The sequence below is a fragment of the Pseudoalteromonas rhizosphaerae genome, from assembly GCF_902498845.1.
GTDB classification, from domain to species: domain Bacteria; phylum Pseudomonadota; class Gammaproteobacteria; order Enterobacterales; family Alteromonadaceae; genus Pseudoalteromonas; species Pseudoalteromonas rhizosphaerae.
In genome coordinates this window covers 144,379-156,763 of sequence record NZ_CABVLM010000009.1, presented here as the reverse complement: position 1 = coordinate 156,763, position 12,385 = coordinate 144,379, and the positions used below count along the sequence as shown (strand labels likewise).

Sequence of the window (12,385 nt, the reverse complement as noted above, 5' to 3'; positions counted from 1 at the left end):
ACTGAAACTCAGATCTTAAGGTGGTTTGGGTATGTGTGACCTGAGCCAGTTAAAAATTACATACTCTGTAAAGTTATGTACTAATAACCAACTGGAGAAATTCCATGCGTTTAATCAAATTAAAAGAAGTTATTCAAAAAACGTCTCTTGGCCGCTCAACAATTTATGAGTTTATGATTAAAGGTACATTTCCAAAGCAAGTTTCTCTAGGTGCAAAATCTGTAGCCTGGCTTGAGTCAGAAGTTGATGATTGGATAATGGAGAGGCTTGGGGAAAGGGATATTTAGATATATTCTTAGGCTTGAAAAGTAAGTTATTCGCGACAAATATAGTGTATCTTGTTTAATTTATATCTTCTATTTTTTTTGTTGGTTAACTGGATATATACTTAATTACGTTTATCAAAAGGAAATGACATATGGTTCTTGAGGTGTTAGATAAATTTATTGATACGATTATGATTGCCCTAAAAGGAAAAAAACTTGCAGTCCTTGGGGCTAGAGGGACCGGTAAAAGTACGTTACTTCATTTTCTACATAACAATGAGCTTTTAATAGAAAGTAGGCAAACTACCCTAGCGAAGCCAGTAGCTGAAAATAGGTTTAGGCTTGGTGATTTACAGTTAGACCTTAAGGACACAAAGGATTTACCTGGGGGGGAGCTAGCAATTAGGCAATGGGAAAAATTACATAATGAATCTGATTATGTGATTTACTTAATTAATGCTAGTGAGCCAAATAGTGATGGAATAGTTTATGATCTAAAAGAGGTTAGTGAGTGGCAAAATAAACTAGAAAACAAGCCTAAGCTACTTATTGTAGTCACACATATGGACTTAAATAGTGAGTATTGTAAATTGAGTGATTCCGATGTAGGAACATTTTACGATGAATATGTTAAAAATATGGGGTCTTTCTTACACCCATTAAGTAATGATGTAAATGTTTGTATTGGGGCATTAAACAATCACGAAAATGCCTGCTCTTTAATTAGTGACATAATTCAGGAGCTCCATAATGAGTTATGAGATATCGGCCTTTGCCCAAGCGTTAGATAATTCATCTAAAGATATTGTAATGTCTAACGGAGTTTTAGTGGCTAGTACTGAACCTACGAAGCAAGGTGAAGTAATGAAGAGAATTGAAAAGGTAAGTTCTAATGGTAAAGTTCTTAATCAGCGAAATATTTATCAATTAGGTGATCATTACGTAATCGAGGTTGAGTGTAATGAGCAAGATAAGTCTGGTCGAACTGCATCTATCGTTTTTTATTTCGAGCTAAAAAACGAAAAATTTTTATACTTAATTCATGAGCAGGTAATTGATTTTACATTAAGTATTGGTCGTACTGTAAATGAAGATAATCTAAATGAAATTGAAGATGTCTTAGCTGAAACATTAAAAAAAAAATATTTACTTAATATAATCCTACATTGTTGGAGTTTTATAGTGAGAATAATAAAAAAAGCTTTCGCTGTTATTAAAAGTTTTTATTTAAAGTGCAAGGATTATATTTTAAATGAGTAGTCTCTTATCTCAAGAATACTTCAAACGTCGCATTGTTTTTGTGATGAGAAATAATGACATTAGGGCTTTGAGAAATGACAATGCTCATAAAGCTCTGCTCTATAGCGATGAAACAGCTGTAATTGAATATCCGGCTTGTTTAGAGTCAGATCTTCCTTCTAAAGCTCTTCGTAATATTATTGATTCAGATATTGTTAGACCTAATTCAATTTTAATACAGAGCCCTTTTAGTAAAGACCATTATGTTGAGCTTCATAAAGCCACTGAGAGCTTTGCAATTGAAAAAATGCACCACTTTTCTGAGTTGTGCAAATTATTAGGTGCAACCTTTGTTGAAACTGAACAAGTTGAAATCGAAAGCAATGGTAAAAAGTCTGTTTTTATCTTAAAAGGTAAAATGGAAGTTATCGAAGGAGAAACAAGAGTAAATCAAGATAGTAGCAGTGGATTAACTAGGAAGCTTAGAATATCAACATCAATGAGTGGTGGGAAACCTAATATTGAAAAAGCTAAAGAGTTTTTGCATCAGAAGCAGCTATTCGGAGATATTGCTATGAAAAGCCTCATCGAATTGGTGAGTGGGGAAGAAAATAAAATTCTTGAGCAAAGGGTTAGTATCAGTTTGTCAGCTGAGGCTAAAAGTGCACTGAATTTATTAGCTAAGCTAAGTGTTCCTGCACAATTTTCGATATCTGGTGAGTATAAAAGTTCAGTAGAAAGAGCTGAACAATATTTATTAACTTTCCATGTTAAATTTTAATCGCATAATTAATTATAAGCAGCATTGATAATGCTGTTCTTTCATTACAGGAAGAAGACTAGAGGTAATTATTTCACGTTCGATTCGTAAATGGATATTGTTTGAAGCACTAAATATTTAAGTAATAGTTGCTTGGATATAACTACTCATGTAAGGGTAACTTCAGTATAATTGCCATCGTTTTTGTTATTAAGAGTATAAGATGGTACGGAATTTGACCGCAGTGGATTTGTTTTCTGGGGCTGGTGGTTTCTCACTCGCAGCCCATAATGTAGGGGTTGATGTCCTTGCAGCAATAGAATTTGATCTAAATGCAGCTGAAACCTATCAAAATAATTTGGTAGAGCGTCTCGGTGCGCCTACACAAGTTTTTGCTCAAGACATTACAAAAAATTTAGATATAGACTCTATGATGCGGTATCAAGGAATAAAGGAGGGGGAGCTAGATATTCTGTTAGGCGGGCCTCCTTGTCAGGGTTTTTCTTCCCATCGAATAAAAGGCTCCGGCAAAGACGATCCTAGGAATGCCTTACTCATTCGTTATTTCGATTTTGTTCGTCATTTAAAACCAAAAGCGTTTTTAGTTGAGAATGTCCCAGGGCTTTTATGGGAACGGCATAAAGACTATCTAAATAAGTTTATAGATCTAGCTGCTGAGCATGGCTACCAAATAGTAACTGGTGCGCCTATGATATTAAATGCAAGGGACTATGGAGTTCCACAAAACCGACGAAGAGCTTTTATATTTGCAGTCCGCAATGATATTGCCCAAGGTGATATTGAGTGGCCACCAAAGCCAACGCATTTTAAATCTGGGGATTCTAAATGGTTGACATCTTCAATGGTATTCGAAAAACCGCCTTCTGATATTTTAGATGGATTTAAAAGCAGGCTTGAAACTAAATTTAACCTCTCAAGCAATGATTCAAACAAAATTGTAGATGAACTTCAGTGGGGTAAGGTGCTAAATGAAGCGGACCCTTGTAACTTGAATATGTGTCATTCTGAGGTTATGAGAAATCTGTTTAAGAATACTCCGTTACTAGGTGATAGGGATGAGTCAGGGCGAGAGTTAGATTGCCATAAAAATTACTCTGGGCATAAAGATGTATATGGGAGGGTTTATCCTCATATACCATCAAATACCATGACTACAGGATGTAATAACCCTTCAAAAGGCCGGTTTGTTCACCCATGGTTAAATCATGGGATCTCTCTTCGTCATGCTGCTCGTTTACAAACCTTTCCTGATGATTATATTTTCTCAGGCAAGATAATGTCTATGGCAAAGCAAATCGGTAATGCAGTTCCAGTAAAACTAGCTGAAGCCTTAATTTTACAAATTCAAAGCATCTTAGATAGACGCTTTGAATAGTTTTAGTTCTCTTATTCTTTGTTGAGGAGATTGCCCTCTGATAAATCTAGTGTCAGAAAGTCGACTCCAATTCGACCTTCATAATGACTTTGAATACTTTGATATCTAGCAGCATACGCTGGTTTTAATAATGAAACAGGATAAACTTTTTCATCTCTCTGTATTACTTCTGGTAAGCCAGCTTCATCAACTTTTGTTTCAAAAGTTATTATTTCTTTAAAATTAGCTCCATCATTGCACCAAGCCTCATCATCATGATTTTTCACGACCACTTTAACGAGTTCCGGCAGCTTTGATTCTTTATTTAAGACAGAAAAGGCTAGCTCTTCTCGATCTGGGGAAGTAATAAATATATATGAAGAATGATGCGCATTATGTAGAGCTTCAGTTATGTTTGTAACTCTAATTAATTTTACTAGAGTTAATGCTCGGTGTGGTTTAAGGGCTGAGATCCCTAAGTCAGTCTCTTGTCCTGGAATGGTATTACAGCTAGGAGTAACACATATGTACCAATTTTTTTCTGAGTCTATTAGGACACTTCCAGTAGTGATGTATTTGTGAAAATGTTTAGTCGTAGAAAGTTTCTCATTATAAGCATGAGCTATTAAATATAGGTCTTTGAGTTCAAGTTTTCTATTACTTACATTTTTAGCTGACTCATTAAGTATACTTTTTTGAAATTCTTTATGCAGTTCAGGGACTTGTTTAGATCGCTCTACATAATCTATAACAGGATCCGTTATTGCTCGAGCTGATGCGACGACGTCAGCAGCAAAATTAGAGTTATATAAGATCGAGTCTAACGCTTCATTTACTATGTTGCCTAAAAGCTCTCGAGCAACTCGTTCTTTATGTTTATCTTCTGACTGTAATATACCCCAAAGAAAAGCCATTTGATCTTTCTCTAAATAAGAGATTGCTTTTTCCATAGACAAGTTTGCATCTTCAATACGGTTTTGCAGATCCGATGTAACAACTCGATATAAGCTTGGTTTCCAATTACATAAAGCTGTTTTAATGCTATCCCAAACTTCTGTAGGAGATTCTTTGTCAGTTTTCGAACATAAAACAATGAAAACGTCACCTGCTTGTATCCAGAGGCCTCTTTGGCCATGAATGCAACGCTGTGTATATTTTGTATCATTGAAGTTTAAATGCACGATTGATTTCTCTAGTAGTATCTTTAGATGATCTTGCGTAGGCTTTTCTATATCAGACTCATCGCAAATCGCAGAAAAATCTTCACAAAAATCTCTTAAATTAGCATTGTCTAAAATGAATGCTGATTTCATTTCTTCTGTAACAAAATTATCCCACAGCTCAATCCAGTCAGGTGAATTTTCATTCCATCGCTTTATTAAATATGGATTGTTAGTTATGTCTTCTATATCTAGTTCTTTTTGGGAACCTCTAAGAGTAGTTGCAACCTCAAGCCAAACAGAAGATAGTTGTTCATTTGTATAAATAACCACCATATTCATATGTTTACTAGAACTTAGTTGAGAAACTAAATTTAGAGAGGCCTCAGCTCTGTTATTTTCGAACTGAGGTTTTAGATAATAATCCAGAACAATTAGATCGCTTTTTCTGATTTTCTCATAGTCTAAGTTCGTTGTATCACTTTCAACGTCGCAAATTAGCTTGTTGTTATGAAAAAAGTTAACAAACTCTTTAGCAACATCGCTTCGTTGAACCTCTGTATTTATTTTATTTAACTCATCAATTTTACTTTTTAAATCAGCCAAATCAGATAAGTCACCATCTCTCAAATCATTTAATTTCTCAGAAATAGTTTTCTTGTTAGTAACTAGTTCTTTATAAGGAATATACTCATCATCAATTAATAACACTGATCTAATGGCATCATCACGAAACGCTTTTACTATTCTTTCTTTATACATTGCAGTCATTTTTTGATTTCCATACCACGAAATTGAATTACAAAGTTAGCGCCATCTTTGATGAGCTTTTCTTCTTCCTTTTCTGCGTACCAAATTTTATGGTGCGCGACGGAGAGATTTTGTTTAGATAAGTAAAGGCCTACCCCGTTACCGTTTGAGCGCCGGCTGTAGAAAAGCTCAAACAGTCTATCGATGTCTTCCTCGTCTACTGCTGGTCCGCTATTTGCGATTACAACTAAGTCACCGACAATATCGACTTTTATTGTTCTATTTTCTGCAAGCCCAACCCAATACAATGCATTGTTTAAAATATTTATGAATACTGGGATTATTCGAGATTTCACATCTACTACAACCATATTTTCAAAGGATGGGCTGATTACTAGCTCAACATTTTGCCGTTCAAACCGATCTCTGAAAAAAGTATAAATGTTTTTTATAATCTCGACACCAGTAATATCATCACGTGCTTGGTAACCTGATAATTTCAAAGGAGATAGAAAGCGAAGATAGTCAGTAAACTGTTTGTGTGCAGCCATGGCATTTTTAAAGCCTATTTGACTTTGTGCGTCACTACTCATTGATTTCAGAGCGCGGGTAACAGCTTGATCTTGAGCATTTAACTCGTGAGCAAGTACTTCAAAACTGATTCCGAGTTGTGCAAGGCTTCGAATTTGATTTATTTCTTTCTCTGCATTTACGCGCTCTTCCTCTGCTATTACAAAAGCAGAATCAAGGTCTATACCACTTTCAAGCTTATCTAAGGCTTGTAAAAAGGCATCGTATTTATAAGAAAATTCGTCAGCGAGAGTTATGTAAATAGCATCTAAACTATTGAGCGTAGATGCTACATCGCTAGATTCAGTAACTGCATCTAAAATAGGAAGAGCTTCTTTTTCATAAGCTTTTTTATCTTCTCTGGATTCGTTCAACCAGACATTTTTAAGCCGAACAAAAGTATTCTCGATATTAGTAGTATAACGAGTTAGCTGCTTATTTAACGATGAATCACTATTTTTGTATTTTTTTTCAGCACTCTGTATCGGTGAAAAGTACTGACCTTGTGCTTCAATTTTATTTAGCTTTTCTCTACATGTTCGTAATAATTCTGTTAGCTCGGCAAACATATCACGGTAAGATCGATATTGTTCTTCTAATGGTTCAGTTATTTTTGCGGGCTTATTTGGCACCTTGAGATCTGTTCTTAGTGATTCAATTCGATCAATTTTTTCTACTAAGACATCGAGCTGGTTAAGTGAGATAGTAATATCGTTACTCAATTCAGCATGTAAGTTTTTTGTCTCTTCGACTTGGGTGCTTAATATGCCTTCATTTTGTTTTAGGGAGGAAGTAAACGTTTTCACGTTAATTCTAGCTGATGCTTTTTGCGCTTTTTTCTGCTTTTGTCTTGCTTTTGATAGCGCCTCAAGCATTATCTGTCGATTGTCAGATTTTGTACCAAAGAACCTATCAGCAAGCTCTGTCAATAATTGTATTACCAATGATTTTAGTTCTCGAGCTGCTTGGTTAATGATAAAACCTTCTCGACCAGCTTTGTCTTTAAGTTTATAATTATCTTGTTGTTTTAGCGATATATGCCCAAATAGTCTTCGAGAAGCCCAATAATAGCGACCTGCATTTTTACCTCGTCTTTCTTCTATTTGAAAAAAATCGTTATTGGATTTTCCATATGGGAGAACCCTTAAATTATCTCTGAAAATCATAAATCCAGAGTATTTTTTAGTTAGCGCTATTAGGTGATCATGTGAGTCTAGGTCATGAGTTGATTTAGCACTTTCTTGCTCAAAAGTTCCGATCTTTATTTTAAATGTACCTGTTTCGGTATAAGCTCCCATCCCCGGAGTCCTACACATAATAGCTATATTCTTATATACTTCACCAAATGCAGTTATATCCCCTCGAAACCATCCTTTTTCATCAATAATTCCTTCTATTTTGTGTTCAAGTATTGAAAAATCGTCAGCATCAAAAACATCTTTGTAATTCAGTATTTCCTTTCGTTTATCATCTATCCAAAATCGTCTTTCAAAAGATTGAATTTCATAATGAAATTCAACTTTATTATCATGTTTTTTTCTTTTAAAGGGATCTACAAAGGCCCTTAGTGTATCAACTAAGTCTTTTTCAATTGCTGTAAACTCATTTGAATCCCGTCCTAGTTGTCCTCTATCTGTCAGGAGCTCTAAATCACGGTTTAAGTCTAATAGAAAAAGAGCTGTGCCGTGCTTGTCTCCATCTAAGTTTTCAGCTTTATCTAGAATTTTGAACCATTGTTCTAGGTAGTGCTCATCAAAAATGTGGGTTTCACTGAGGTATTTTATTTTGTCTTCGGTTGAAGTGAATATAGTTTTATTTGAATTACTTTGATGTACTGCGTAAGCTTCTTTCTCATCATCAGTGAAACGTTCCCAAGCTCGCCTTAATATTAAATCCTCAGGATTACTTTCTGAAGGTTCAAGGGCTAAATTGGATAACATATCTCTTTGTAATTCAGTACAAAGTGCAGGCAACTGCTCTAATGAATCAAACTCACTCATTGGCACTTTAATATCATGTAGGCTGAGATAGGTATTTTCAAAAAGACGCCAGTCAATAAGCGCAGCGGAAAAGCGAGAATCTATTTTTTTAGTAACTATAAGAGTTACGGGAGCCAAGAAAGCTGTAGAAAGTCGGCCAATCCCTTTTTCACCCTGTGTAGAGCGGTCAGGTAAACCAAAGCGATCATTTTCTGGAAGCAGCTTTTTAGTTGTTTTTGATGCTGTACCAATTGTTAGCCAGCTGTCGCTTAGTTGCTCATATGTCATGCCACAGCCGTTATCAATAATAGCGCCACACTTAATATCAGCGTCATACAAGTGAAGGGCTACATCTCTGGCATAAGCATCGTAGGAATTTTTCCATAATTCACTGACAGCTGTAGGCGCATCGGCTATTTGGCCTTTTCCTAGGTGATCAATTGTCCTAGCCTGAGCTTTGAAGGAGACTGACTTTCTATTTGATTGTGAAATCATATCAAATGCTTACATCCATGGTTAATAAAATCATTCTATAAATTTTTACAGTTTTAGGCTAGCATACTTTTAAAGCATTTAGGCTTTAGGTATATCCTGTATAGCCCTATTTGTTAATGAGGTGGTTTATTGTTTTGCATAACCTTTAAAAATAGTTTCAGCTCAGTGTAATCCCCACATTCAAAAACTATTTCACCATTACCAGCATAAACCTCTGGCTCTTCGTTAGTTCCTTCATTATTTGCCTCAATAATTACGTATTTAGGCGTATCTTCCTCTCTTTGGTCAATGTCAGCATAATCAACCCATAGTACATAATACAGCTCGCCTCCATTAAAAATGGGGGGATTATCATAGAAGCTAGGGCATTGATCATTGTGCCAGCTTTTATCTATTAAGTAAGGGTGATCTTTTAAGTTGAAGTCTAGCTTAAAACCTTGACCAAACTCTTGTTGATAAAGTGACATATGTTTCCTTCTTAAAAAACTAATTTAGCCAGTGCTACACTCACTGGCTCTATGCCGTACTTATTGTTATAAGGCATTTAAATGCTCTTTAATTACCTTCCTCGATAGTTTTATTTTTTCATAGGTTTTAAATGCGCTTTTTTAGTTACTACTTGCTGCCTAGCAAACAATGGAAAGTTCAATGATTGTTGTGACAACTTTTATCCATTCGGTAAGGAAGGATGAATAAAAGTTAAATCTAAGCTCAAACTTATGTTTGTAACTTTTCATTATTATCTTTTTTGGCTAGTGCTTTTTTATTCAGCCTGCCATAATTATCTTAGTTACTTGTCTTGATATAAGGATGTATTTTTGTGGGTCATGATTTATTAATAAATAAGAATAAGAGCCTCTCCGAACTTTTTTCAAGCTCTTCTCATATAGAACTTAGGTATTTATTGCCGTTACTTGTAAATTTGGGATTAGACAAAAAGCTTGAATCCATTATCACTAATAGTTTAAGCGGGTATACTTCATCTATACCTGCCGAAGAATTATCTAAGGCTATTCTAGGTGTCTGTGAAGGAGGTAGTTTTGGTTATACATATATAATTTTAAACGCCTTGCAAAGACTTGGTGTTGAAGCATCAAAAGAAGAGTGTATTTTTGATTTAGAAACTAAACTATTAGTTAAATTTTTTGGGGAGAAGCTTGAGGAACATCCAGTTTTTAAGCGGGAAAAGCTTGAAAAAACTTCGATCTTTGGAGAGCCAATAGTTGGGTTTAAGTCATTTGAATATAAACTTCCATCAATTGAAACCATGAATCCTCTTTCTACTATCCAATGGCTAATTGAAAATAAAAATATTGAAGAAATATATAAAAATACCTATTCAACTGTATTTACTGGGGTCTATAGAATCAACCTTTTAAATATATTTAGCAAAAAGCCTGAGCCAACTTTGAGGGAGGGTACATACCCTTTACTTTTGCGTATAGCTTTGATGAGGCAAATACAAATAGCGTTTGATTTCCAAAGATATAGCTATGAATTAAGGAGTAGCATATGAGTTATGAATATTTGGCCAGAACTATCGATCAAAGCCCAGAAATTATAGAAGGACTTACATCTGGTAAAATGACCTTAGAGGGAGGTGTAATTAGAATTGCAAGAGGATACGAAGGTGCTGGTCAGATAGTGAGACACCTAAAATTTCCTAATGACCCAAGCCAATCACTTGAAAATCTGAGTGAGATGATGGGCGAAGGATTTGGGAAAATCAATAAAAGCTTGGAAACATTGAAAAGTCTCCAGTGTGCAAACTTAATTTTGTCAGGGGTTAACTTAGCCGTTTCAGTCGCAGGATTTGTGATTATGAATAAAAAGTTGAATACTATCACTGATATTTTAAAAGATAACTCAGTTAAAATTGATAAAGTACTTAGTGCCATAAGTGACTCAAATGAGAGAATAATGATTGAGGATTTATCGAAGTTCACGGCTACAATGTCAACTGCTGAGCAATTTATGAAAAGAGGTGATGTTGAACATTTAATACCTTTAATATTGCCTATAAGACAACAGTACATATATAGCAGAGATATTTTAAGAAAAACAATTAAAGCTGCTTTTAATGGCCAATTTCCAGAGGATATGGGGTATATATTTGCACTTAGAGATCGAGTTGTGAATTTAGGGTTATGCTTATCTAACGTGCAAAATAAATCTGGCTTTAGGTATGAGGCTGTTGAGGATTTGAAGTTACTTAAAACTGATTGGCATGCATTAAATCAAGATGTTTATAATTTAACATTAGAGCAGAATATGTTGGGCTATATTAAAAGCAGTGAGTTTAGAGATTTGAAAAGCTTCATGTCTTTAAGAGTTGAAGCAAGTCCTGTACTTGAATATCAATCTAATTTGCTGCAACTATCATTGGCACGCCCAGATTTAGAAAGTGTTATCTTTGAGGATAATAAAGAATTACTGTTGATAGCTGCTTAGTTTCATTTACTTAAATGATAAATGGTAGAGTTTACACTTTGTTGAGCTAGTGTAGTAAACTTAGCTTTATTACAAAAGTATAAAAACATATTTTTACTTTTAGTACCCACATTAGTACCCATAGGCTACGGCCTGAAATTAAAGGTCATAAAGTCAAATGAGTAGAGCAGGAATACAGTGGTTCCCTGGGCATATGAATAAAGCCCGTAATGAAATTAAAGAAATAATGCCACAAATGGATGTGATCATTGAAGTGCTTGATGCGCGCATTCCTTACAGTAGTGAAAACCCGATGGTGGCGACGTTGCGTGAAGGTAAGCCGGTCATCAAAATTTTGAATAAAGCTGATTTAGCCGATCCTAAAATGACGCAAACGTGGAAGGATTACTTTGAGCAAGAAAATGGCGTAAAAGCGATTGCGTTTGGTAATGATAAAGCGGCTGAAGTTCATCGTATTAATGAACTGTGTAAAAAATTAGTACCACACAAAGTCGGTGCTGATAAGCAAATTAAAGCCATGATCATGGGTATTCCTAACGTGGGTAAATCTACGTTAATTAATGTGTTAGCGGGTCGTATTGTTGCGAAAACAGGCAACGAACCGGCGGTTACTAAAGCGCAGCAACGTATTAAGCTAGAAGACGGCATCATGCTTTACGACACACCGGGTATGTTGTGGCCAAAAGTTGAAAATGAAAACTCAGGCTACCGTTTAGGTGCTACAGGTGCGATACGTGATACCGCACTTGAATATGAAGAAGTCGCTAGTTACACCGCTGAATATCTATTGCGGGCGTATCCTGAACTTTTAAAAGCGCGTTATAAAATTGATGAATTACCTGAAAATGATTGGGAATTTGTTGAAATGGCGGGTAAAAAGCGTGGTTGTATCCGTGGTGGTAACCAAATTGATACTTATAAAATGTCAGAAATTCTAATTAATGAATTACGCGATGGCATAATTGGTCGTATCACTATGGAAACTCCAGCTATGCGTGAAGAAGAAGAAGTGATGGTTGCAGGGCTTCGTGCTGCGGCTGAGGCTAAAAAAGCCGCTAAAGAAGAAGAGAAAAAACAACGTCGAGCACGAGCACGTAAAAACCGCCGGTAATTGTTTTTCCACTGGTTAGCTCACTAAATTACAGACATAAAAAAAGCCCGTAAGGGCTTTTTTAGTTTCATATCTACCGTCACCGATATGAGCAATGTAGCAAGTAAAATAGTAGGGCGGTTACCTGTCACCAACATCAAGGGGCGTTGCGGTTAGTAACAGGTAACCTTAGCTGTTTACGTGCGCCACACGTGTTTCAGGGTCGAGAAACAAATCAGTTTATTCCGTA

General features: G+C 35.6%; 11 protein-coding genes. 8 read left to right on the top strand and 3 right to left on the bottom strand.

What is annotated here, in order from left to right; genetic code table 11:
- The first annotated feature begins 104 nt into the window (after positions 1–104).
- The 5 genes from PSR9079_RS14950 to PSR9079_RS14930 all read left to right on the top strand — a co-directional run bounded on the left by PSR9079_RS14950 (position 105) and on the right by PSR9079_RS14930 (position 3,661).
- Positions 105–287 (top strand): AlpA family transcriptional regulator, encoded by a 183-nt coding sequence (locus tag PSR9079_RS14950; protein WP_149982247.1) that lies wholly within the window; start codon positions 105–107, stop codon positions 285–287.
- 131 nt (positions 288–418) lie between these two features.
- Positions 419–1,027 carry a GTPase domain-containing protein gene (locus PSR9079_RS14945; RefSeq protein ID WP_149982246.1) on the top strand — a complete coding sequence of 203 codons (609 nt, stop codon included), beginning with the start codon at positions 419–421 and terminating at the stop codon, positions 1,025–1,027.
- Entirely contained in the window at positions 1,017–1,526 is a 510-nt protein-coding gene (locus PSR9079_RS14940) for a hypothetical protein (RefSeq protein ID WP_149982245.1), read from the top strand. Before PSR9079_RS14945 ends, PSR9079_RS14940 begins: the two co-directional genes overlap by 11 nt.
- Positions 1,519–2,286: a hypothetical protein gene (locus tag PSR9079_RS14935; RefSeq protein ID WP_149982244.1), complete on the top strand. Its 768-nt coding sequence runs from the start codon at positions 1,519–1,521 to the stop codon at positions 2,284–2,286. Before PSR9079_RS14940 ends, PSR9079_RS14935 begins: the two co-directional genes overlap by 8 nt.
- A gap of 223 nt (positions 2,287–2,509) precedes the next feature.
- Positions 2,510–3,661, top strand: coding sequence for a DNA cytosine methyltransferase (locus tag PSR9079_RS14930; RefSeq protein ID WP_246175580.1), 1,152 nt, complete (start codon positions 2,510–2,512; stop codon positions 3,659–3,661).
- Between the two features lie 11 nt (positions 3,662–3,672).
- On the opposite strand, the gene PSR9079_RS14925 is transcribed toward PSR9079_RS14930, so the two are convergent.
- The 3 genes from PSR9079_RS14925 to PSR9079_RS14915 form a co-directional block, all read right to left on the bottom strand.
- Positions 3,673–5,571, bottom strand: coding sequence for a response regulator receiver domain (locus PSR9079_RS14925; protein WP_149982242.1), 1,899 nt, complete (start codon positions 5,569–5,571; stop codon positions 3,673–3,675).
- On the bottom strand, positions 5,568–8,594 hold the full coding sequence (locus tag PSR9079_RS14920; protein WP_149982241.1) for a sensor histidine kinase: 3,027 nt from the start codon (positions 8,592–8,594) through the stop codon (positions 5,568–5,570). Before PSR9079_RS14920 ends, PSR9079_RS14925 begins: the two co-directional genes overlap by 4 nt.
- A 113-nt stretch (positions 8,595–8,707) precedes the next feature.
- Positions 8,708–9,061, bottom strand: a complete 354-nt coding sequence (locus PSR9079_RS14915) for a hypothetical protein (protein ID WP_149982240.1) — start codon at positions 9,059–9,061, stop codon at positions 8,708–8,710.
- Between the two features lie 353 nt (positions 9,062–9,414).
- Between PSR9079_RS14915 and PSR9079_RS14910 the strand changes: the two genes are divergently transcribed.
- From PSR9079_RS14910 to ylqF, 3 genes are all read left to right on the top strand, one after another.
- The gene (locus PSR9079_RS14910) at positions 9,415–10,110 is read left to right on the top strand and encodes a hypothetical protein (protein WP_149982239.1); all 696 of its coding nucleotides are present in this window, start codon (positions 9,415–9,417) and stop codon (positions 10,108–10,110) included.
- A complete protein-coding gene (locus PSR9079_RS14905; RefSeq protein ID WP_149982238.1) occupies positions 10,107–11,045 on the top strand; it encodes a hypothetical protein in 939 nt (312 codons plus the stop codon). Before PSR9079_RS14910 ends, PSR9079_RS14905 begins: the two co-directional genes overlap by 4 nt.
- Positions 11,046–11,202: 157 nt before the next feature.
- Positions 11,203–12,156, top strand: a complete 954-nt coding sequence (gene ylqF / locus PSR9079_RS14900; RefSeq protein ID WP_145240293.1) for a ribosome biogenesis GTPase YlqF — start codon at positions 11,203–11,205, stop codon at positions 12,154–12,156.
- The last annotated feature ends 229 nt before the right edge of the window (positions 12,157–12,385 follow it).